At 36.7% G+C, this 22,936-nt stretch carries 18 protein-coding genes; 2 read left to right on the top strand and 16 right to left on the bottom strand.

Translation table 11 applies throughout. From position 1 onward, the window contains the following. Positions 1-11 precede the first annotated feature (11 nt). The 4 genes from CHRYMOREF3P_RS02370 to CHRYMOREF3P_RS02355 form a co-directional block, all read right to left on the bottom strand. Positions 12-767: a hypothetical protein gene (locus CHRYMOREF3P_RS02370; protein WP_180563761.1), complete on the bottom strand. Its 756-nt coding sequence runs from the start codon at positions 765-767 to the stop codon at positions 12-14. Positions 768-844: 77 nt separating this feature from the next. After that, the gene (locus tag CHRYMOREF3P_RS02365; protein WP_232538954.1) at positions 845-2,131 is read right to left on the bottom strand and encodes a sensor histidine kinase; all 1,287 of its coding nucleotides are present in this window, start codon (positions 2,129-2,131) and stop codon (positions 845-847) included. A 46-nt stretch (positions 2,132-2,177) separates the two neighbouring features. Beyond that, positions 2,178-2,513 carry a four helix bundle protein gene (locus CHRYMOREF3P_RS02360; RefSeq protein WP_232538953.1) on the bottom strand — a complete coding sequence of 112 codons (336 nt, stop codon included), beginning with the start codon at positions 2,511-2,513 and terminating at the stop codon, positions 2,178-2,180. 66 nt (positions 2,514-2,579) lie between these two features. Continuing rightward, a complete protein-coding gene (locus CHRYMOREF3P_RS02355; RefSeq protein WP_077417348.1) occupies positions 2,580-3,254 on the bottom strand; it encodes a response regulator transcription factor in 675 nt (224 codons plus the stop codon). 172 nt (positions 3,255-3,426) lie between these two features. Between CHRYMOREF3P_RS02355 and CHRYMOREF3P_RS02350 the strand changes: the two genes are divergently transcribed. Further along, positions 3,427-5,274 carry a chloride channel protein gene (locus CHRYMOREF3P_RS02350; protein ID WP_077417350.1) on the top strand — a complete coding sequence of 616 codons (1,848 nt, stop codon included), beginning with the start codon at positions 3,427-3,429 and terminating at the stop codon, positions 5,272-5,274. A gap of 161 nt (positions 5,275-5,435) precedes the next feature. Here the strand turns inward: CHRYMOREF3P_RS02350 and CHRYMOREF3P_RS02345 are convergent, their stop codons facing one another. The 10 genes from CHRYMOREF3P_RS02345 to CHRYMOREF3P_RS02300 form a co-directional block, all read right to left on the bottom strand. Next, positions 5,436-6,380, bottom strand: coding sequence for an aldo/keto reductase (locus CHRYMOREF3P_RS02345; RefSeq protein WP_077417352.1), 945 nt, complete (start codon positions 6,378-6,380; stop codon positions 5,436-5,438). Between the two features lie 539 nt (positions 6,381-6,919). After that, entirely contained in the window at positions 6,920-8,728 is a 1,809-nt protein-coding gene (locus tag CHRYMOREF3P_RS02340; protein WP_077417354.1) for a hypothetical protein, read from the bottom strand. Positions 8,729-9,172: 444 nt separating this feature from the next. Continuing rightward, positions 9,173-10,324 carry an efflux RND transporter periplasmic adaptor subunit gene (locus CHRYMOREF3P_RS02335; RefSeq protein ID WP_180563760.1) on the bottom strand — a complete coding sequence of 384 codons (1,152 nt, stop codon included), beginning with the start codon at positions 10,322-10,324 and terminating at the stop codon, positions 9,173-9,175. Between the two features lie 7 nt (positions 10,325-10,331). After that, positions 10,332-14,669 carry a CusA/CzcA family heavy metal efflux RND transporter gene (locus CHRYMOREF3P_RS02330; protein WP_180563759.1) on the bottom strand — a complete coding sequence of 1,446 codons (4,338 nt, stop codon included), beginning with the start codon at positions 14,667-14,669 and terminating at the stop codon, positions 10,332-10,334. Positions 14,670-14,939: 270 nt separating this feature from the next. Next, a complete protein-coding gene (locus CHRYMOREF3P_RS02325; RefSeq protein ID WP_139348540.1) occupies positions 14,940-15,302 on the bottom strand; it encodes a hypothetical protein in 363 nt (120 codons plus the stop codon). Between the two features lie 123 nt (positions 15,303-15,425). Beyond that, entirely contained in the window at positions 15,426-15,995 is a 570-nt protein-coding gene (locus CHRYMOREF3P_RS02320) for a Crp/Fnr family transcriptional regulator (RefSeq protein ID WP_077417360.1), read from the bottom strand. Between the two features lie 53 nt (positions 15,996-16,048). Next, complete coding sequence (locus CHRYMOREF3P_RS02315) at positions 16,049-16,798, bottom strand: siderophore-interacting protein (RefSeq protein ID WP_180563758.1); 750 nt, start codon at positions 16,796-16,798, stop codon at positions 16,049-16,051. 2 nt (positions 16,799-16,800) lie between these two features. Further along, on the bottom strand, positions 16,801-17,976 hold the full coding sequence (locus tag CHRYMOREF3P_RS02310) for an MFS transporter (RefSeq protein WP_180563757.1): 1,176 nt from the start codon (positions 17,974-17,976) through the stop codon (positions 16,801-16,803). An 85-nt stretch (positions 17,977-18,061) separates the two neighbouring features. Beyond that, on the bottom strand, positions 18,062-18,670 hold the full coding sequence (locus CHRYMOREF3P_RS02305) for a hypothetical protein (protein WP_180563756.1): 609 nt from the start codon (positions 18,668-18,670) through the stop codon (positions 18,062-18,064). Between the two features lie 581 nt (positions 18,671-19,251). Next, positions 19,252-20,034, bottom strand: coding sequence for a helix-turn-helix domain-containing protein (locus CHRYMOREF3P_RS02300; protein WP_077417368.1), 783 nt, complete (start codon positions 20,032-20,034; stop codon positions 19,252-19,254). Positions 20,035-20,105: 71 nt separating this feature from the next. On the opposite strand from CHRYMOREF3P_RS02300, the gene CHRYMOREF3P_RS02295 reads away from it, so the two are divergent. Then, positions 20,106-21,311, top strand: coding sequence for a CynX/NimT family MFS transporter (locus CHRYMOREF3P_RS02295; protein ID WP_232538951.1), 1,206 nt, complete (start codon positions 20,106-20,108; stop codon positions 21,309-21,311). A 12-nt stretch (positions 21,312-21,323) separates the two neighbouring features. Here the strand turns inward: CHRYMOREF3P_RS02295 and CHRYMOREF3P_RS02290 are convergent, their stop codons facing one another. Then, on the bottom strand, positions 21,324-22,031 hold the full coding sequence (locus CHRYMOREF3P_RS02290; protein ID WP_180563755.1) for a DUF421 domain-containing protein: 708 nt from the start codon (positions 22,029-22,031) through the stop codon (positions 21,324-21,326). Between the two features lie 56 nt (positions 22,032-22,087). Then, positions 22,088-22,858 (bottom strand): MBL fold metallo-hydrolase, encoded by a 771-nt coding sequence (locus tag CHRYMOREF3P_RS02285; protein WP_180563754.1) that lies wholly within the window; start codon positions 22,856-22,858, stop codon positions 22,088-22,090. Between the last annotated feature and the right edge of the window lie 78 nt (positions 22,859-22,936).

Raw genomic sequence — 22,936 nt, 5'->3', positions numbered from 1 at the left:
GGAAACATTAGTTATTCCTTTTGAAGAGGTAATTCCCGGCTGTGTTTTCTTTGTGAAATAATGATCATGAAAACCATCAGTGTAAGAGAGATCAGGGAAGCATTGAGAGTTCCAAGGTCCAGACCTCCTTTAGCTAAAGGCTTTGTCAAAAGATCTCCGAATGTAGCACCAAAGGGTCTGGTAAAAACAAAAGCAATCCAGAACAGAACAACATGATTGATTTTCGTAAAATAATGAAGTGCCACCACCACTACTATGATCAACCCTGTAATCAAAGCTCCCGTCATATATCCGAGTCCCAAATTATCACTCAGAAAATCCCCAAAAGCTGTTCCCAGACTATTGGAAAATAAAATAGCCGTCCAGTAATAGAATTCTTTATTTCTTTCAAAAATCGGATAAACCTCCAGGTTCTTATATTTTCTGTACCATAAGAATAAGGAAGTTAAAAGGCCGAGAAACAAAATCAGACTTCCTGCCAGATATCCTGTTTTTAAAGTACGGTCGATAAAATCTGAGATTTCGGTTCCCAAAGTGGTTGTTCCGATAATCACGACCCAATACACTGCCGGAATATATTTTTTTACACGAAGCTGCACCGAAAGTATCAGGATGAAAAACATCAGCGTAACCAGAATTCCTACAACATATCCCAGATTAAGGGTCATAGAAATAAAATCTCCCAAGGTCTCTCCCAATGTAGTGGCTACAATTTTCATAAGCCAGAAAAGGAGTGTAACGGCTGCTACTTTGTTTGCTGTTCTCATTTTGCTTTGTTTTCAATACAAAGGTGCAAACCGATTTAGAAGAAATTTAGAATTGCCTGAGCCGTGAAATTTTTTAACTATAATTTAACAGTGAAGATGTGATGTTTGTTTTCAAACCTATAGCTGATAGTCCAATGATGAAACCTGCAGATTTCCTGGATGATAGAGAGTCCGAGCCCGCTTCCGCTGTTATCCGTTGAAAGCTTAGAGAATCTTTTGAAAAGCAAATCCATATTCAGCTTTTCAGTACCCGAATTGGAAACTTCAAAAGAAGAATCTGCCAATTGTATAGAAATAGAACCTCCGGGAGTTGTATGGCGGATTGCATTGATGATGAGATTGTTGATCAGTATCTCAGTCAGAATACTGTTTCCATTCACCTGTACATTATCTACTATCTTTTCCTGAACGGAAATATTTTTTTGCTCAATATGTTCCTGGAGAGTATCAATACTTTGTTGAAGCAAATGATCAAACAAAATAATCTCTGAACTGTCAAACTGATTATTATCAATTTTAGCAAGCAGCAAGAGGTTTTTATTGATGCGAGAACTTCTTGTAAGAGCCTTGTTTATGTCTTCAGCGATTTTGTACTGTTTTTCAGTAAGATCCTGATCCTGAAGTAAAAGATCCAGCTTATTTTTAATAATGGCCAGCGGTGTCTGCAGCTCATGGGAAGCATTTTCTGTAAATTCTTTCTGGGTTTTATAGGTAGAAATATTACGCTCTATCAGTTTATAGAGAGACTGATTAAGTTCTTCAAATTCTGTGGTGTCAGAAACCGGAAACTGTATGGTATTCTGGCTGTTAAGGTTGAAGGTTTTCAGTTGATCCAATGTATTCCTGAACGGTTTCCAGATAGATGAAGAAAGTTTTCTGTTCAGATATAAAAGCCCTAGCACTATGATTACAAAGAAAAATATGGTAATCATTGCAATTACAGCTATTGTTTCATGAGATTCCTCAATATTGGTCTGTATTGTAAAAAGATAAGGTTTGTTCTGTAGATAAACGACTTTTCTCAGGCATCTGTAACGCTCTTTTTTTTGTTCCGAAATAAAAGGTAAGTGTTTTTCGTAAGTATAAACTGTGTCCCGTTTTATTTGTTGAGCTGAAATTTTCTCAATATTCGTTTCAGGCTGGATATGATTCCACAGTGCAAGACTTTTGCCTAATTCTTCCTCAGACAGTTTCAACTGGTTGAACTCATAAGCCGTCTTCTCAACAATAATCTGATTATGCTCATCCAGTTCACTTTTCCAGATGGTATCCACCACAAAATAATACACAGGAATACTTATCATCAGCACAATAAGTACATAGATGAGAAAAGGTTTTGTCGTTTTGGTAAGTAAAGGCTTCAAGATAATTATGAATTAAAAATTATGAGTTGTTGGGCTCTATGAAAGATTATTTATTTTTTGATGTAATGATGATGCTCCTGATTATCTTTAATATTTCAATAGCTTTATTATGAATACTTTGACACTCATTGGATGATAAATATTCAGTATGATATAAAAGCTCAATCCAATAAATAGATTCATCACATTCTTTTTGAGCAATAGCGAGTTTATGAACAAAGTCTGCTTTATTTTCCGCATTTTGTGACTCTCTTATTAAGGCTCCTACTGTTGTTCCACTTCTTAATAACTGTTTACTCAGAACATATTCACTCCTGCCACTTGAGAGATATTTATAAAGATTAATAATTCTTATTGCAAAATTAAAACTTTTATCTTTCAACACATTTTTCTTTTCGCTTATAATAACTCATCATTTATAATTTTTAATTCATAATTTATAATTAACCTAGCTTTCCCACTTATACCCCGTTCCATATACTGTTTTCAGATAATGTTCACATCCGGCATCATACAGTTTTTTCTTGAGGTTTTTCACATGAGCATATACAAAGTCATGATTGTCAAGCATATCTGCAAGGTCTCCGGAAAGATGTTCCGCCAATGTACTTTTGGAGATGACTTTATTTTTGTTACCGATAAAATAAATTAAGAGATCAAATTCTTTTTTTGTTAATGAAATCGTTTCGCCGTTTACAGCAACTGTTTTAGCAAGCAGGTCAATTTGAAGTTCATTTTGTTTTACTACATTGGAACTACTGAACTGCTTCCTCCGAATGATAGAATATACTCTTGCCATAAGCTCTGAGAGGTGAAATGGTTTGGTAAGATAATCGTCTGCACCCAGTTTTAAACCTTCAATTTTATCGTCCAGAGCATTCTTGGCAGAAATGATAATGACTCCGTCCTGCTTCTGCTGCTTTTTTAATTCTTCAAGTATTTTCAGACCATTTCCGTCTGGAAGCATAATGTCCAGTAAAATACAGTCATAGTCAAATGTCTCTATTTTACTCATCGCTTCACTGAATGTGCTGGCAGCTTCACAGAGATAGTTTTCTCCGGACAGATATTCGGCAATACTTTGGGTAAGCGCTGCTTCGTCTTCAACGATTAGGATTTTCATGCCATAAAACTATCATTAAATTTTGAAGAAATTTTGAATTTAAAATTAAAACATAAATTACAAAAATATAAATCACAAACAAGTGTAAATCTTCAAAAGGGTATTTTTTGTGATATATTTCATAAATTTACGGAGCTGTATCAATCTGATGATAGCATAAAATGTTTCTAAGGTGAAAATTCACAACAAAAAAAAGTACCTGAGCTTCCTTAAATTTAAAAGAGATTTCCAAAAATATGGATTAGAAAAAGCGCGCAGTTATGAGCTTATTCTGCATTGGCTGAACAACAGGCTGAGCCGGAATCAGTTTCTTGTTCTTTCCGGAATTCTGGTAGGCTGTACGGCGGGTCTTGCAGGAGTTATTCTGAAAACGCTGGTACACAATATACACAATTTCATTACTACCAAAGTCCACTTTGAATATCAGATATTATTCTATATTGTTTTTCCTTTTTTAGGAATTGTATTGACCACGATGATCGTTCTGACGTTGTTCAAAGGACAGGATCGTAAAGGTATCGGGGCTATACTCTATGAAATTGCACAGAATTCCAGTATCGTAGCTTCAGTTAAAATGTATTCCCAGGTGATACAGAGTGCGGTTACCGTAGGATTGGGAGGTTCGGCAGGATTGGAAAGTCCTATAGCTGTTACCGGAGCTGCTATTGGTTCAAACTATGCGCAGACCTACAGATTAAGTTACAAAGAACGTACTTTATTGCTGGCTGCTGGTGCTACAGCAGGAATTGCATCTGCATTCAATGCTCCAATTGCCGGGATTATGTTTGCCTTTGAAATTCTGTTGACCGGAGTGGTTTTTACAGATTTTATTCCTTTGGTTGTGGCTGCAGTCTGCGGAAGTCTTTTGTCGAGGATTTTGCTTCAGGAAGATGTTCTTTTCAGGTTTTATACAAGAGATCCGTTCAACTATAAAAATGTCCCTTATTACCTTATTTTAGGACTTGTAACAGGTTTGTATGCCCGTTATTTTGTGATTATTTCCCAAAAAGTAGAACATTTTATAAAAGGACTTCAGCTTTCCAGAATGCGTAAAGCAATGTTTGGTGGCGCTGTACTTTCATTGTTGTGTGTTCTTTTTCCACCATTATTTGGAGAAGGTTATGAAACAGTGAAAGCATTTACCAACGGAAATACCCACTCTATTATTGAAAACAGTTTTTTCAGGTATTTTGAGATCGGAGACTGGACGATTATTGTATTTTTAATTCTGGTATTGCTTTTAAAAGCATTTGCCACTTCTTTTACCATCTTCAGTGGTGGTAACGGAGGTAATTTTGCCCCGTCTCTTTTTGCAGGAGGAACTTTAGGGTACTTATTTGCTTTGGTTTGTCAGCATTTAGGCTTTACAGATGTTCCGGTGACCAACCTTGTTCTGGTAGGAATGGCCGGGGCAATGAGCGGTGTACTGTATGCTCCGCTTACTGCAATATTTCTGATTGCAGAATCCAGTTTCGGATATGATCTGTTTATTCCCCTGATGATCGCTTCTGTGATATCTTACCTTATTGCCAAATGGTTCTCCCCAATCTCTCCGGAACTGAAATCTTTAGCAGATGAAGGAAAGATTTTGACCAATAAACATGATAAAAACCTCCTTTTTGCCTTGAGAACAGAAGATTTTATAGATCAGTATTCTCAGACCATTAATGAAAATGCTTCTGTTACTGAATTATTTGAAATGGTAAAGAATGGAGATAAAAATATTTTTGCTGTTGTGGATGAAAATAGAAAGCTAAAGGGAATTCTTACCCTGGATGATATAAGACCTTATCTTTTTAACAAAGAAATGGATGCTTCTCAGCTGGTCATTCAGATTATGAAAGCTCCACCAGCTATACTTCACCGTGATAATAAACCTCTGGAGATTCTTCAGACTTTTGATGATACAGGGGTATGGAATCTTCCTGTAGTGAGTGAGAATAATGATTTTATAGGCTTTATTTCAAAATCCTCAATACTGATGAGCTACAGACAGCTTTTGAAGGAATATTCTGATTAATTAATAACTGAATAATCACAATCGAAGAACCAAAATTTCTCTTCATTGGAGGGGTGTCGAAAATTCAAAGAATTTTTGACGGGGTGGTTAAGCATTGTCGAAATAAAAAATCCGTTCAGCAATGAACGGATTAAATTTTAGTCTATAATGAAAGTTGAAAATTAGTTGCCTGCACTATTCAACAGATCAATATCTTCCTGATCAAGAATAAGTTTTGGAGCATTGAATACCGTTTCAAGCTGTGATGCACTTGTAGCACTTACAATAGGAGCTGTGATCAAAGGATTGGATAACAGCCATGCCAGAGAAACCGTTCCCTGAGTGGTATTATGTTTTGAACTTACCTGATCCAGAGCTTTTAAAACTTCAAGTCCTTTAGGATTTAAATACTTTCTTACCCCTTCACCTCTCGCGCTTTTTGCAAGATCTGCTTCATCACGGTATTTACCCGTTAAGAAACCAGCTGCCAGAGACCAGTAAGGAAATACACTTAAATCGAACTGCTCTGCCAGAGGTGCATAATTTCCCTCAAAACCTTCCCTTTCCATCAGGTTATAATGAGGCTGTAATGCAACATATTTAGGAAGATTATTCTTTTCAGCAGCTTCAAATGATGCTTTTAAACGTTCCGGTGATAAATTGGAAGCCGCAATATAGCGCACTTTTCCAGCCTTAATGATCTCATCATAAGCCGAAAGCGTTTCTTCTACCGGAGTGATATTATCATCAAAGTGAGTATAATAGAGATCAATATGATCGGTCTGAAGCCTTTTCAGTGACTCATCCACTGATTGTAAGATATGCTTTCTGCTGATATCATAGCCATGTTCTTTGGTTTCAGAACCTACTTTTGTTGCCAAAACGATATCATTACGGTTAGAACGGCTTTTCATCCACTTTCCAATGATCTCTTCAGATTGTCCTCCTTTCCCGTTCACCCACCATGAATAGGTGTCTGCAGTATCTACAAAATTGAATCCTGCTTCTGTAAAGCGATCCAGTATATCAAAAGACTGTTTTTCATCCAGGGTCCATCCAAAAACATTTCCTCCGAAATTGATTGGTGCAATCGTTAAATCGGTGTTTTTGATCTTTCTTTTTTCCATAAAAATAATTTTACTAAGTAGGATCTAAGGTAAGGAATATTATGCCCAAAGGATATTCAAAATAGCCATTCCGTCTATAGTTATTATAAATGAAAACACGGATGTTTCCTCAGTTTTTTTGACTATTATTTTTTTATAAAACGCAAAGACGCAAATAATTCTTACTTGCAACATCGTTTTTAAGACGCAAGGATTTTTTCTCCGATAAAATTATATACCGTAAAAATTAGACACACGCTTGCTGAAAATCTTTGATTTTCTAGCGCCTTACATTCTACAGTAATATTATAAATCTTTGCGCCTTTGCGTTTTTCCAACTCCTAATCATTTCATAAAATATGATTGTTGAAAGATCACAAAGACGCAAGGATTTTATCTCCGATAAAATTGTGTATTGTAAAAATAAGATACATGCTTTGTTGGAAATATTTGATTGCCTGCATTTATATTTTATATTTCCCCAACAGAACAACTCAAAAAAATAAAAACAGCCTCCGCGTTGAAAGCTGTTTTTATTATCTATCAATTAAAAAATACGGTTATTTTTCAACCTGCGGAACATCAATAGCAGTAAGCTGAAGTTTATATTCCTGTAATTGCAGATTGATGGTTGATAATCCGTTGCTGAAGAATGATGATCCTATAAAAAGATCATGATAATATTCTATTCCTTCAAGTATATTTTTCTTGAAAGCATTCCATTTTTTTGTTTGGGCATGGGTAATCTGTACTGAAGATTCTGTAATTTCCTTTCTCAGATAGTCAACATACATTTTCAGTTCATTGATAAACATATTTGGACGTTGAGTATGGGAAAGAATATTGGTATTTCCATAAATATGTTTTACCATTTCCGAAAGTGAAACTTCTTTATCAAAAAAAGCAATATTGGGTCCGGGACATATCACAACCCCCTGTTTTTCTCCTTTGATTTCAAGATTCTGCTCCATATATGCTGCATTCACAAGTCCTACACACAGACAGGCTTTATCGGTTATTTGAGACTTTCTTTTATCAAACTCTTTTTCTGTTAAGGTTTCCCGGTCAGTATACAATTCTTTCAGTTTGATATCCTGATATTTTTTAGAAGCGGTACAGGTTCCTTCCGGTGAGAATTCTTTGCTTAATGCCAGAAGCTTTTTCGGACACGAACTGCCGTATTTACCTTTAGCTTCTTTTTCATACTTCAATAGTTCATTAGAAGTTCCTTTTACCGTATTGAAAGGCACTCCCAGAGGCGAAATATGACTCAGATACAAATCCTGTTCTTTTGATTTTACAAGCAGATTTCGGGTTTCCGTATCTACAGAAGTGGCTTCAGGGACCAGTAAAAACGGCGAGCCCCATCCTACACTGTCTACCTTATAATGAGCCAATAGAAACTCATGTTCTTCGGAAGTTCCTACTCCACCCTGAACGGTAATTTTCATTTCCAAAGGCTCAGAAACCAAAGGCTTTCCTTTTTGTTCCAAAGCAGCTGTCATTAACGTATGCGCTGACTGTATCAGATCATTTTTTTTCTGCTTAAATTCTTCCATGATAGGCCCAAGAAGCATTCCTTCGGTTGCAAAAGCATGGCCGCCGCAGTTCAGCCCGGATTCTATTCTGTATTCTGAAACCCACAGTCCTTTTTTAGCCAGAAAGTTTCCCTGGATCATTGCAGAACGGAAGTCGCTTACTTTAAGAATGATTTTCTTTTTGATCTTTCCGTTTTCATCCGGGAAAAAGTCTTCAAACTCTTCCATATAACTATACAGACGAGGATTCATTCCTGCTGAAAGAACCATTGATGATGACAGTTTGCTTTTGGCAAATCCCCGCAGTGAAGCATGGGCATCGTTATACATTACCGGAAGCTGCTCGTTGTTCTGATAATTGTCCTTATCCACTTTCGTCATGATATTGACGTCAATACTTCCAGGTCTTAAGTTAGATTCTATGAAGTTTTTGATATTGGAGCTCCAGTTATCTTTTTGATTAATGAGATTCTGAAGACTTGTTTTAAGATCCGAAGTATTCGGAAGTATGGCCATGAAGTCCTTTAAAGCCTCTTTGTTTTTGCTGATTTCCTGTTTGAAAGATTCAAATTTTTCATTCACGATATCATCCACCATATCCAGATAGGCAGTAACTCTTCTTGCCCTGTAATCATCTGCTTTTGTTGAGATTCCAAAATAGTCAAGATTAAACTTCTTATTATAAAAGTTTTTCATCTTTTCAAGGATTTCATCATCAATGATAGAGATCACAGAAGAAATTCCATATTGTGCAACACGGATCGGGCTGTCTATGGTGTAAGCCAGTCCCATTACCGGAATATGGAAATTGTGCAAAGGTTTTTTTGTCATAAATTTTCGATAAAAGTTCTTTTCTTATTCATCTAAAAAATCCTTTAAAAACTATTCACTTCTTAAATATATTATTTTAAAATGAATTATGCATTAAATAATATTTTACAAAATGAAAAACATGTCAAATATCATTTTTTTTAATTGGTTTTATAGCTATGTATATAAAGTATAGTCATTCAAATAAAAAAGATCAGCCGGCTGACTGATCTTTTCGTTTTGTAGTAGATTTTATTTTAACCACAAAAGACACAAAAGTTTTTGAACACTTAGGCTTTTTAAGAGCCAGCTTTTATGCATAATAAGTACACCTAAGTTTTATGAAAATCTTTGATTTTCATCTTATATCAACTTTTATGTAGTATTATTGTGACTAAAGTATTTCAAAATGAACGCTTTAATGACTTTCGTTTAAATAAATAAAAAAAATTAGTCAGGCTTAAATTATTCTGCCTTGTTTTTAAGCATCATCAGAAGGCTGTAAGCACCTTTCTGTACAATTTTTTTATCCATTAAAGCATCTGCTTTTACAATCTCTGTAAACTGGTCATCAGAAATTCCGGTTACAACAGGAATCATTTTATAATTCGATTTTCCGAGATCTTCAAAAACATAATTTTTATTTTCAAAAGATATTACCGCTTCATTAGGAAGCCCCTGTGTGTACCGGCTGTTGATATTAACTTCAGCATTGATATACATTCCTTTTACAAATTCAGAATTTACCGAAGACAATTTAGCAACGGCAGTTGCAGATCCCCCATTTTCAATGCTTGGAACTACACTGACAATCCTTGCGTTGGATTTCACATCCGGATTCTGATTGTTGTACACTACAATTTCCTGTCCTGCTTTCACATCATTCACATCATTTTCAAAAACCTTTAATTCCAAAAGCAATCCTGCGGGGTTGATCAGCTCAAACAAAGTATCTGCCGGATTGATGTATTGTCCGTTGTTCACAAGAATTTTACTTACAAAACCGGTAAATGGGGCATAGATATTAATCTTACTTCTGATATTTCCAGTATGTAAACCTCTGGCGTTAATTCCAATGATTCTCAACTTTTCTTCAAGGCCCTTTAAAGTAGCATTCAGGGTAGCATAATCTGCCTGAGCGGTCTGCATCGTCTTATCACTGCTGGCTTTGCTTGTATTAAGATCTTTCTGGCGGTTAAAGTTCAGTCTTGCGGCTTCAAGCTGTGCTTTTGTCACCAGATAATCCTGCTGAAGCTGTATAAATTGTGGATCTTCCACAACAGCAAGAACTTGTCCTTTATTGAAATGGCTTCCATTAATTATGTTAATAGATTTGATGTGCCCGCCCATAATACTGGAAACCGAACTGATGTGTGAAGGTGCAATTTCTGCTTTTCCGTTCAGTCGTACCAGCTTTTCCATATTTCTGTTCTGAATAGATGTGGTGGTAATTCCTACAGACTGAATTTGTTTTTCCGTGAGATGAACCGAATTTTCATTGTTTTTGGTAAATTTTGTGTTTTCGTAAACCGTTTTTTCTTCTTCTTTTTTTCCTGAACATGAAGATAAAGTAAGGATTAAAGTAAGGCTGTATATAGATATATTCTTGAACTGCATGACGTTGTTATTTTGAAATTAAGAAATTAAGTTCGGCACTGATCTGATTCAGTTTTTCCAGCTGATCAATATAGTCTGCTTTGGTTTTTACGGCCTGGTTCACCAATATTACCCAATCCAGGTAATCAATTTCTCCTACTTCCATTTGTTTCTGTGCTGTTTTTAAAATGATTTCAGATTTCGGAAGTTGTTTTTGTTGATAATTTTCAATGATTCTCTGTTGATTCATATAATTATTCAGTTGCTGTCTCAATCTGTTTTTCAGCTCAATTTCTTTTCGCTGGTATTGATTTTCGGATATTGCAATTTTTGCCTGTGCAGCCTTTGCCAAAGCTCTTTGCCCTTTTGTAAACAATGGAATTCCTACGCCCACCTGAACCGAATTAAAACGGTTATTATTGATGTTTTTCATACTCTGATTGGTATATCCAACAAGAAGATCCGGAAGCAGTTTGCTTTTCTCCAGCTGTACTTCCGCCTCTCCTACTTTAATCTGTTGCTGCAGATACTGAAGTTCAGGATGTTGTTTTACCATTTCCTCAGAAATCTGAATACCCATATTCATTGTCGGTTGATCAGCAATCGGCTGGTAAGGATTCTCAGACTGAAGTAATACCTGAAGCTGAAGTTTTGCGATATCTAGATCATTCTCAAGAGTGTTCAGCTGTACTTGTACCTGTTCTTTCTGGATTTCAGCGGTTGATTCCTCTAAAATATTGGCTTCTCCTTTTTTTAATCTTAATCCCGCCTTGTCAGCAAAATTATTGTACATCTGGCTGATATATTCCAATACTTTTTTCTTCTCCTGAAGCACTAATATTCTGTAGAAAACGTCTGTAACCTCTTTCGTAAGCTGTGTTTTGGTCAGATTCTGATTGATGATACCCGCAGACCATTCCGCATCCAGCATTTGTTTTCTTTTTGAATAAACCGTAGGAAAACTGAATCTTTGAGAGATTCCGAAAGAATTGTCGGTTTCCTCTCCCTGAATCTGTCCAAATCCGCCTGTAACTTCCATTTGTGGAATATCCAGATAGCTGGCTTTGAGTTTTTCCTGATAATCTGATACTAATTTTGAGTTTTTAAGGGTTCCGTTTTGTTGATAGGCCTTTTCCAAAGCCTGGTCATAAGTAATGCTTTCCTGAGCCTGAAAACTTCCGAAAGAGATCAGCAGTAGGAAAACGGACAGTTTTTTATAGTTGAATTTTTTAGAGAATTTCATTTTATCTTTATTAATATTTTCGAATAAAACATAGAGAATAGGAAGTACAAAAAGGGTTAAAAGTGTAGCAAGCATCAAACCGCCGATTACAACGGTAGCCAAAGGCCTCTGTACTTCTGCTCCGGCACCATTACTGATCGCCATAGGAAGAAATCCTAACGAAGCCACAAAAGCTGTCATTAACACCGGACGAAGTCTGATTTTTGTACCTATCAGTACAATTCTGTTGGTGTTTGTTATTCCGTTCTTTTTCAATCGGTTAAACTCTGATATCAAAACAATTCCATTAAGTACTGCTACTCCGAATAAAGCGATGAATCCTACCCCTGCGCTGATACTGAAAGGCATTCCTCTCAATGCCAGAAAATAAATACCTCCTATCGCAGACAATGGAATGGCGGTATAGATCAGTAAGCTGTGTTTTACAGAACCGAAAGCAAAGAACAACAACAGGAAAATCATTACTAATGAAATAGGAACTGCTACTCCGAGTCTGGCTTTAGCTTCATTTAAATTTTCAAAAGCTCCTCCATAAGAAACGGTATATCCGGGTGATAGTTTCAGGCTTTTACCTGCCTTTTGCTGAAGTTCTTCCACGATGCTCTGAACATCCCTTCCTCTTACATTAAACCCTACGATGATTCTTCTTTTGGTATCTTCCCTCTGGATCTGGTTCGGACTGTTTTTAAGCTCTACTTTGGCCAGCTGTGATAAAGGAACCTGCTCTCCTGAAGCGGTAGGTATCAAAAGATTCCGGATACTTGTGATATCTTTTTTATGTTCATTATCCATCCGGACTACAATGTCAAACTTCTTCTCTCCTTCGTATAAAGCACCTGCTGTCTGACCGGCAAAAGCCATATTGATAACCCTGTTGATTTCTGCCACGGAAATATTATATCGGGACAGTTCCGAACGGTTATAATCAATAACAACCTGTGGAGCTCCCACAACGGGTTCTATATAAAGATCCTGAGCTCCTTTTACCGTGTTGATAATGCTTCCCATCTTTTTTGCGTAGGCAGCAAGGCTGTCCAGATCTTCCCCATAAATTTTGCATACCACATCCTGCCTTGCTCCGGTCATCAGCTCATTGAAACGCATTTGTACCGGGAACTGAAAACTGGTTGTCAATCCCGGAATAACGCTCAGTGCTTTACTCATTTTATCAGAAAGTTCTGGAAATGTTTTTGCAGAAGTCCATTCTTTTTTAGGTTTTAAGACAATGATCATATCTCCGGAATCCATTGGCATTGGTTCCGTAGGAATTTCTGCACTACCAATCTTCATGACCACCTTCTGTATTTCAGGAAACTGGGTTAAAAGTATATTAGCTGCCTGACTGGTTGCTTTTTTGGTTTCATTGATATTGCTTCCCTGAAGAATCCTCATTTCAACGGCAAAGTCACCTTCTTCAAGAGATGGGATAAATTCCCCACCCATTCTGGAAAGGGTAAAAACAGCACCAACAAACAGTACTAGCACTCCCAGAATAATGGTTTTTCTATATTTAAGGGCTTTTATCAGGAATTTCTGGTGGCCAGTTTCTACTTTTCCCATTACACGGTCTGAAATATTTTCTTTTTCTTTCTTCTTTCTGCTCAATACCAGAGAACTCATCATAGGAATATAAGTAAGGGAAAGAATAAATGCGCCAATCAGGGCAAATGCAACGGTCTGGGCCATTGGCTTAAACATTTTACCTTCAATGCCCTGAAGTGTAAAAATCGGAAGATATACAATTAAGATAATGATCTGCCCAAAAACGGCACTGTTAACCATTTTGGTCGCAGAACCGGAAACCTGGTCATCCATTTCTTTTTTGCTGAGCATATTATCTTTTCCGAAATGCTTTTTGTGGGCCAGCTGATGCAGTACCGCTTCCACGATGATAACGGCTCCATCTACGATAAGTCCGAAATCAAGCGCTCCAAGACTCATCAGGTTTCCTCCTACCCCAAAAATATTCATCATAATGATAGCGAAAAGCATCGCTAAAGGAATTACAGAAGCTACCAATAATCCTGCTCTGAAGTTTCCTAAGAATAAAACCAGAATAAAAACAACAATCAAAGCGCCTTCCGTCAGGTTTGTTTTTACTGTACTGATGGTGTTGTTTACCATTTTAGCACGGTCAAGGAAAGGTTCAATGACAACCCCTTCAGGTAATGATTCCTGTATTTTTTCCAGTCTTTCTTTAATATTTCCAATCACTACATTGGCATTCTCCCCTTTCAGCATCAGGACAATAGCTCCGGATACTTCTCCTGTATCATTATAGGTCATAGCACCATATCTTGTTGCATACCCTATCTTTACGGAAGCAACATCTTTAATGTGAACCGGAATACCTTCTTTGGTTTCTGCCACCTGAATACTTCCGATATCTTCCGTACTTCCCAGAAGCCCTTCGCTGCGAATAAAAAGAACGGTTTCTTTCTTCTCAATATAAGCACCTCCGGTATTTTGGTTATTTTTCTCCAACGCTCCAAAAACATCGTTGATATTGATATTGAATGCCTGAAGTCTGTTGGGATTAATGGCGATTTCATATTGTTTCAGTTTTCCTCCGAAACTGCTGACATCGGCGACTCCTTTAGTTCCCAGAAGCTGTCTTCTGACCACCCAATCCTGAATGGTTCTGAGTTCCGTTTCATCATAGACATTTTCATATCCTTTTTTGGCCCTTACCACATATTGGAAAATTTCTCCCAATCCTGTGGAAATAGGTCCCAGTTCCGGTTTTCCGATTCCGGCCGGGATATTGTCCTGAACAAGCTGCAAACGTTCCTGAACCTGCTGGCGTGCCCAGTAGACATCCGTATTGTCATCAAAAACTACCGTTACTAATGACAGTCCGAAACGTGAGAAACTTCTAAGTTCTGTAATTCCGCTGATATTGCTGGTAGCCTGTTCGATAGGAAATGTAACAAGGCGTTCAATATCTGCTGCACCGTAAGAAGGAGCAGTCGTAATAATCTGCACCTGATTATTGGTGATGTCCGGCTGAGCATCTATGGGTAGTTTGGTGGTTTCATAGACCCCAAAAAGAACAAGCCCCACTGTAAACAGAGCAATGATGAGTTTATTCTTTACAGAAAACTCAATAATTTTATTTAACATGGAAAAAACTATTAATTGATAACCCGGAATGTCTTATAAAAGCAGCTGAAGTCTTTATTTGTACAATTACAAAAGCACAGAAGATATCATATCACTCAGTAAGAATATCTCCCTGATAATCATGTACTTTGTTGTAAACTTATCATTCTGAAAAATTTAAACAAAGTTTAGTAAAGACATCATAAACAGAGTTATAATGCACGATAGGTTAAATTGATGTAATAATAAATGGACTGCTTTAAGTCTAAAGCAATGTCAGTGTAAAATCAGTTATGAAAGCCGCGGAGGCTGGAAAATCTGGGAAAGATAATGATTGGAGAAATCTTTTTCCTTGTAGATACTGTTTTTCTTGGAAACAGTAATTTCTTTAGGTTTTTTTATTTCAAATGTAAGTTCCGGAAGCTGGGCATGTACAGTCAATACAATAGGAGGATTGATAAATGGCAGTTTCTGATCAGTATCCCAGTCAGAATCCTCTTTGTGATTATCATAATGTTCCATGACAAACTCTGATAAGCTTCCATGATATTCCATAAAATGTTCCACAAACATAGGCACCTTCAGTACTTCCCCCGCATTGGTGGTAGCCAGCACATACATCATTGAGCATAATATGGAGAACCATTTTAACATGAGTGCAAATATAAGGCTTAAATTTTTCCTGAGAAGGCTCTGGTATTAATTTTTTGAGAATTTTATTCCGTTTAAAAATGGTTTAAAGCTCTTTGTAATATTATTAGATTTGTCAAACAAAAATCAAAGTCTTGATTTCAATCTGCTTAAAGTTTCCTGAGAGATATTAAGATAGGAAGCTACCATTTTATTAGAAAGTCTCCTTACTACAACAGGATTTTCATTCAGCAGCTGGCGGTACTTTTCAAGAGCATCCTGAACAAGGAAAGACATCAGTCTCTTCGTGTTACTCACATACGCTGTTTCCAGATATATCCTGTAAAATTTTTCCCATTGCGGAATAATATCCAGGAGATGGTAAAAGCTTTCATGACTAATGTAATATACTTCTGAATCCTCCACGGCCTGAATAAATTCGTCGGAGGGCTCAGAAGTAATAAAACTGGTTAATGCTGTTGCAAACTGATTTTCAAATGCAAAATATCGCGTGGAATCCTGCCCTTCTTCATTAATAAAAAATATACGGAGACAACCGTTTACAACAAAAAATGTCCGTTGGCTGTGTTGTCCGTTGGTAAGGAGTGTTTCATTCTTTTTTAATTGAACATGTTTGAAATAAGAAAGAATGGTATTCAATTCTTCATCCGTTACTGATATTCTATTTTTAATATATGAAGCTAAAAGTTCCTGCATGTAAGCAAAAGTAATGATAAAAAGGATTTGCTTACTATTTTTATCAAAACGGTCTATATATTTTCTGTCTGTCCGGCTTTCCAGTACGAGCAGATATATAGACCATGGGGATCCCATTGCGGGGTTGTTTTAAAATAATTACGAAGTTCATGAACTGTTGTGTATTCTGCAGCGATATACACATATTCTTTCAAAACTCCGGGCGGAAACTGAACAGATTTTACAGCTTCTGCAAGTCGGCTTCCCTCTTCCGGATGGGGATTGTAAAGCCATTCTACTGATACATCTGCTGCGGAACACAGAATAAGTTCATCTTCTTTGCCTGCCACCTCTAATAGGATCTTTGCGGATATATAAGGTGGAAACTGCTCAGCAATAGCACAAATGACAGGTAATGCTGTTGCATCTCCCGCCAGCAGATAAAAATCAGCATCGGGAACTAAAGGCCTTGTACTTTCTTTCATCCCTATTTCCAATGAATCACCAGGACTCGCTTGTAATGCCCATGCAGAAGCGGGCCCGTTATCACCATGGGCAACGAAATCTATACTCAATTCCCGGTTTTCCAAGTCAATTTTTCTGTTAGTATATGTTCTGATTAAAGGAGTTCTTCCTTCTTTAGTTGGAAAAAAGATTTTATTATTTGAACCGGAACGCACATTGGCAAGCAGTTCAGCCTGATTGTCATCCATTTCAAATACCACACGGATAAGATGTGGGGTGAGATACTGTTTATTTTTAATGATAAATGCAGAACGTATTTTTTTTGTTTTCTCTGCTTGAGTAATGATAGAATTTTCCATTTTTATTTTTTATTAAATAATAAAATAATCATTGATACCATACAGCTGATTCCCCCGAAAAGGTATACTGCCTGATAATCAAACCAGCCGGTAATTAGCCCGGCAATAGGTCCTGCCAGTCCTAATGAAAGATCAACAAAAGCAACATATGCTCCCAATGCTGTTCCTCTCATTTGTGGTTTTACTTTTTGAATCGCAAGAACTCCCAATGCCGGAAAGACCAATGAAAATCCAATCCCAGTTAATCCACATCCGATAATGGCTAATGTTTTGGAAACAGATGTCCATATCAGCAGCTGTCCTGCCACTTCGATGATCAGAGAGATCAAAGCAATCTTAAAACCTCTGTATTTATCCGGAAATGAAGCAAAGAAAATTCTGGTAAGAACATAACATATTCCGAAAACCATAAAAGCAAGTGAAGCATCTCCCCAATTCTTTTGTGAGAAAAATAAAGCAATAAAAGAAGCAATACATCCAAAAGCCATTGATGAAAAAGCAAGACTCAGTCCCTGCCCCGATATTGCCCCGATTACCTTGTAAAAAGGCGTTCGTACATGATCTTTATCTACAGGAATAGAAGGAAGTTTTGCGGTAGAAAGCCAGCTTACAAGCGGAAGTAAGGCTATAAGGATGAAAGCAGGCAGCATATTGTATTCTTTACTCAACCAGATACTGACAGGAGCCCCAATTGCAATTCCTGCATACATAGCAATACCGTTCCAGGTCATTACTTTTCCAGAGTTAGAGGGGCCTGCCAGCCCTATTCCCCACGTCAATGCTCCGGTAACCAGAAAGCTTTCGCCAATACCATGAATGATTCTTGCTGCTAACAGAAAGAGAAGTGCCATCAGCGGATGACCCTGAAATAGTATTGCAAGTATATAAACAATCCCGGCAATAACAGCTAATACCACACCTGACATTTTACTTTTCTTGGCTCCTCTGGTATCTGTAATTTTCCCGGAATAGGCACGCGTCAAAAGTGTTGACAACGACTGCAAACCAATAACAAGCCCCACAATAATGCTGTCAAAACCTAATGTGTTCTGGACAAACCCGGGAAGTACTCCCAGGGCAATTCCTATGGTAAGATAAACTCCAAATACCGAAATGATAATGGGAGCGGTCGCCTGATAGAAATTAATAGTCTGCCCTTTTTCTAATGTTGTACTCATAAATTTTGTTTAAAATATTCGGGTGCAAATGTCCCTGTACAACAAATACCAAACTTTGATCTAGATCAAAAAAGGTAGAAAAAGGTTATTCAAAATCCAATAAACTGTCGGTAAGCTGTTTCCATTGTATTTTAGCAGTTCCCATCATTCCTCCTGCGGCGGTGACAAGATTCCTAATGACATCAAGTAATTTAGCATTCAGATTAGGTCTTTCATTACGTCCGTATACTGCGGCTTTTACATGAGCAGGACTTTTTGATATCATAAAGGTAGAGGTTGCTCCGGAGCTGTAAAAATGAGCAATATGGCGGTTTTTTTTATCTTCAGGGTTTCTGGACGGTCTGCAGGTCATTGTTATACTTTCGGCAAAACTGTTCTGATAAAAACAGATATCTGTAATTTCCACCCAATCATATCCTCTGGCTTCAGGTTCTCCCGGTCCCGGAATATCAATCCTTATAAAATCTCCTTTCTGTGGTTCACGATCCACAGGATGACCATTGAAATCGTAAAGCTTAAATGCTGCAAATGCTTCCCCGCAATAACTTTGCCACTTATTGACTGAGAAAAATCTCTCTTTTAATGTTTCAAATTTTAACGACATGGAATCCTGATCAAATATTTTTCTGGTTTCTGTATCATGGAAACCTCCGAATTTTTGTTTTGGGACTCCTTTAAATTTTTTTGGCTTCATGCAATATGTTTTTTGGAGAAAATACAGCAAAAATTCTATAGGTTTTTATGAGTAGAGTCACAAAAAAGTTAAACAATTGTTTGAGTATTGTTTTAAAGTAGCTTTATTTTTATAATAATTCACTTCTCACAACTATTCTGTTCATGCTAAAAAACGGCATACAATTCATCAGGGCGCGAATTATATTTAACAGGATATGTTTTTGTGTAAAGAATTTCGGAATCCTAAAGAAAACCAAAATCATTTAGAGAATAATTATTTTTACTTAAAATAAATAATTATTAAAAAAAATAAGCTTATGATGTTTTGCATAACATGATTTTTACTTATATTTGTGGATCGAAATAATTTTTTTTCATCATTTGTGTTTTTTTAAGGTCTTCATTCGTGGAGACCTTTTTATTTTCAATAGTATCATAATTGAATATTGGCTGTTGAAGTGGAAAATGATGTAAAATGTGAATTATACTCTTTTTCAAACAAGTCAATTGCTTTTATACAAAGTAATGTTCAAAGTTTTAAGATCTCAATAAGTCTCTTTTTTGCTATATCTCGACCGCTTCTGCAGGTGCTCTAAACGTCTATTGAATTGTTTTAATAAAATCTGTAGGTCTGAACTGCATTACAGACAGAAAACTTCTGGTATAGGCCTGTACACTCTTGTACCCTACTTCATAAGCTGTTTCTGAAATAGTAAGATGCCCAGCACTCAGAAATTCCAGACTTTTAATGATACGAAGCATCTGCTGGTATTTACTTAAAGTGAGTCCGGTTTCTTTTTTGAAAATACGTTCCAATGTACGGAAAGACAAAAGTGCTGTATCGCTGAGATCTTCCATCTTAATTTCATCCCGATAGTGATGATGAAGATGCTCAATAACTTTTGTAAGGCGTTGATCTTTTGGAAGACTGATATGGAGCGTTAAGGAATGTTCAACAAATCGCGGAAGTTCGTTGAACAATGCTTTGAGAAATAGATTTTCATCATCATCAGAAATCATTTGCTTAGACCATTTTTCCGCATATTTTATCATTTCTTTTAAAACCGGTGGAACAGAAAATACATTAACCTCATGATAAAAGGGATTTTTTGTACTGATATCAGCAAACATGATCATCAGTTTTATCTTTTCGGAATGTGAATTAGTTTTATGAATTGCATTTGGAGGAATCCATACGGCATGATTTTGTGGGAGAAGATAGATTTTTTCTTCAATAGTGATGTATTGGAACCCACTTTCCACATATACCAGCTGACCTTTCTGATGATGGTGAAGGACATCATCATGAACCCAGTTTTCTTCAAACCATACAAAATAAGGTTTCTTCAGATCATCTATTTTTATGCTGTCGTTGGCATTCATGTCGTTTTAGGTTAAAACTTTGGCAAAATTAAACAAAATTACTATATTAATTTTGCAGAAAAGTTTTTATTATGATGAAGAATGAAGTAAAAAGGAATGCTTCGTATGTTTTGTTAATCATTAACGTTCTGGTAGTTATATTAATTTCCAGTAACCTCCGTTCACCAATTGTGGCAGTTGCTCCTGTATTGGGAGAAGTAAGAGATGCATTGAAACTTGATAATTTTCAGGTAAGTCTGCTTACCTCTATTCCACTGTTTATGTTTGCAGCCTGCTCTGTATTGGTCAGTAGATTTTCTAATAAGTTCGGAATCAGTAAACTTCTGATGTATTCTCTGATTATTTTAAGTTTTGGTTTATTTTTAAGAATCAGCGGATCTCTTTGGCTGTTATTTTTAGGATCTATATTTATTGGCTTAGGGATATGCATTGGAAATGTGGTCACTCCGGGATACGTTAAAAATAATTTCCCGAAGCAGATTGGTCTTATGACTGGAATTTTTGCTGTATCCATGAATCTTACGGCGGCCCTGGCTTCTGGTTTTAGTGTGAAGATCGGGGAACTGACGGGGTTTGGATGGAAAGGTTCTTTAGGAATCTGGCTGGTTATTGCGGCATTGGGTTTTCTTGTTTTAGTATTGGAATTTATCTTTAATAAAAGAAATCCAAATCTTCCTAAAACGGCACTCAGTACTTCTGATTTTAATATGTTCAAATCTGCTCAGGCATGGAACATCAGTATTTTTATGGGTCTGCAGTCTTTATTTTATTATTGTCTGGTAGCCTGGCTGCCTTCATTTCTTGCAGATTTTCATATGCAGGGAGAAAGCTCCGGCTGGGTTTTCTTTGTGATTCAGATTACGATGATTCCTGTGACGTTCTGCTGCCCGATTATTGCCAGTAAGATGAAAGATCAGAGACTGATGATTCTTTTTATATGCACCCTGATGTTTGGAAGTACGATGATGTTTGTGTTCCTTAAATCTCAGTGGATTTATGTGAATGCTGTGATCATAGGGATTTCTAATGGCTTGTCTTTCAGTTTATCTATCCTATTTTTTTCAACGAGAACGAAAAGCAGTATCAATGCTGTTAAAATTTCCGGAATGGCTCAGTCTGTCGGATATCTGATTGCTGCATTTGGGCCTCCATTATTTGGAAAACTGCATGATTGGGATGTTTCCTGGAACAGCTCATTTTATTTATTAAGTTTTGCGGTAATATTGATGTTATATTTTGGAATGAAGGCTGCGAGAAATAAATATGTTGAGGATTAGGATGGACAAAGGTCAGGTGACACGTCTTTTATTGCTGGATGCTACCCATTCTTCTTTTTGGCATTTTGGGCAGCGTCCGGCATTGCCCGCTTTTTTATGTTCTGTATACCCACAAAATATACAAGAGTAATGTTTGTCCTCATGAATATATTGTAAAGGATTAAGTAATGAGCCTGGCATAATAGGAAGCCCATATCTTACAGATTCATCTTCTAAAAAGAATACACTGATCTCTCCTGATATTTCTTCTATAGCCATTTCAATCTGTCCAAGTTGCGAAATTCCTTTTAGTCTCAACTCTGCAAAGAATTCGTCACTCCCAAGGTTTTCTTTTTGAAAGTTTTTAATTGAAAATTCGCCATTTTCTACCAGGCAGATGGATTTTCCTTCTACCAGATTTTCAAAACGTTTACTTTTTCCGATAAAATGGGTCACAATAGAATATAGAAGAATAATAACAATAAAAACAATAAGGGATGAAATAATTCCGACATCCTTATTAAACATAGGATCTCCTGCTGCCGATCCCAGGCCAATAATGACTACCAATTCAAAGATTGAGAGCTGTTTTACCCCTCTTTTTCCTAAAATTCTAAGTCCTATGATAATAGCAAGGAACATAATCATGGTACGAAGAATGATCTCTAAAAGAAAAGACCATTCTTCGTGTCCCAATAATAATTCTTTCCAATCAAGATGTAAGAGAAAAGCTGACAGCATACCAATTATTTATCAGGAAATATTCAAAAAATAAGCCATAACTCCTGTTATTTATTTCATATCTGTTTCAGGCTTACCTCTTCTCCGTCTTTCAATATAAAACATTGGTTTTCGAGTCCTTTTTCCGTTATTTTTCCCTGAATAAATTTTCTGTCTTCTTTGCAATGGCTTACCGCTTCCAGATGAGTTACCCAAACTGTAGATTCGGGAGCGTGTTCACAGACTTTTATAATATCTTCACTGGTCATAATAATAGGATCTCCTACTGAAAAAGTGGCGGCTCCACCTGCAACAATGATATGTTGTGGTTCATGTTTATCAATTTCCTGAGCAATTTCATCATACCAGATGGTGTCTCCTGCGATATAAACGGATTTATTTTCTGTTTTAAAAACAAAACCATTTACAATTCCCATTTTCTCTCCGATTTCTCCCGTTCCATGTTGTCCTTTGGTACTAGTTATCTCAATATTTCTCCATTGTACGCTGTCACTAACAGAGGTAATATTTGTAAAACCCTGTTCTGCAATCTGTTCTGAAATGAGATATGAACAGATGATCGGAATATTTTTGTCAAGAAGTTCAATAGCTGTAGTGTCCCAATGATCAGGATGAAGATGGGTAACAGCTATAGCATCTACTTTTTCAAGTTTTTGATTTAATTCTTCCTTGCCAAAAGGCAGATCTACCAGAGGATTCAGTAATTCGTTGTCTACCATTGGGAATTTACCAAGAGAACCTTTTTCCCCAAGCATTGGATCTACGAGGATGGAAATTCCATCAATATTCAATAGCAATGTTGCATTGCGCCATAATTGTAATTTCATTTTGACTAAGTTTGTACAGCAAAGCTATTGCCCGATCGGGGTAAAACAATCGAAGGTTACCAAAAGGTTAACCATAAA

Origin of the sequence: Chryseobacterium sp. JV274 (assembly GCF_903969135.1) — a bacterium.
Classification (GTDB): Bacteria; Bacteroidota; Bacteroidia; order Flavobacteriales; family Weeksellaceae; genus Chryseobacterium.
This window is presented reverse-complemented; position numbering and strand designations above follow the sequence as displayed.

Coding starts and splice junctions, on each gene's coding strand:
- CHRYMOREF3P_RS02355 (WP_077417348.1), bottom strand. CDS start 3,254: ATGAAAATCCTAATCGTTGAAGACGAAGCAGCGCTTACCCAAAGTATT.
- CHRYMOREF3P_RS02320 (WP_077417360.1), bottom strand. CDS start 15,995: ATGCAGGAACTTTTAGCTTCATATATTAAAAATAGAATATCAGTAACG.
- CHRYMOREF3P_RS02335 (WP_180563760.1), bottom strand. CDS start 10,324: ATGCAGTTCAAGAATATATCTATATACAGCCTTACTTTAATCCTTACT.
- CHRYMOREF3P_RS02330 (WP_180563759.1), bottom strand. CDS start 14,669: ATGTTAAATAAAATTATTGAGTTTTCTGTAAAGAATAAACTCATCATT.
- CHRYMOREF3P_RS02370 (WP_180563761.1), bottom strand. CDS start 767: ATGAGAACAGCAAACAAAGTAGCAGCCGTTACACTCCTTTTCTGGCTT.
- CHRYMOREF3P_RS02305 (WP_180563756.1), bottom strand. CDS start 18,670: ATGAAGCCAAAAAAATTTAAAGGAGTCCCAAAACAAAAATTCGGAGGT.
- CHRYMOREF3P_RS02345 (WP_077417352.1), bottom strand. CDS start 6,380: ATGGAAAAAAGAAAGATCAAAAACACCGATTTAACGATTGCACCAATC.
- CHRYMOREF3P_RS02285 (WP_180563754.1), bottom strand. CDS start 22,858: ATGAAATTACAATTATGGCGCAATGCAACATTGCTATTGAATATTGAT.
- CHRYMOREF3P_RS02315 (WP_180563758.1), bottom strand. CDS start 16,798: ATGGAAAATTCTATCATTACTCAAGCAGAGAAAACAAAAAAAATACGT.
- CHRYMOREF3P_RS02300 (WP_077417368.1), bottom strand. CDS start 20,034: ATGAATGCCAACGACAGCATAAAAATAGATGATCTGAAGAAACCTTAT.
- CHRYMOREF3P_RS02295 (WP_232538951.1), top strand. CDS start 20,106: ATGATGAAGAATGAAGTAAAAAGGAATGCTTCGTATGTTTTGTTAATC.
- CHRYMOREF3P_RS02310 (WP_180563757.1), bottom strand. CDS start 17,976: ATGAGTACAACATTAGAAAAAGGGCAGACTATTAATTTCTATCAGGCG.
- CHRYMOREF3P_RS02340 (WP_077417354.1), bottom strand. CDS start 8,728: ATGACAAAAAAACCTTTGCACAATTTCCATATTCCGGTAATGGGACTG.
- CHRYMOREF3P_RS02325 (WP_139348540.1), bottom strand. CDS start 15,302: ATGTTAAAATGGTTCTCCATATTATGCTCAATGATGTATGTGCTGGCT.
- CHRYMOREF3P_RS02290 (WP_180563755.1), bottom strand. CDS start 22,031: ATGCTGTCAGCTTTTCTCTTACATCTTGATTGGAAAGAATTATTATTG.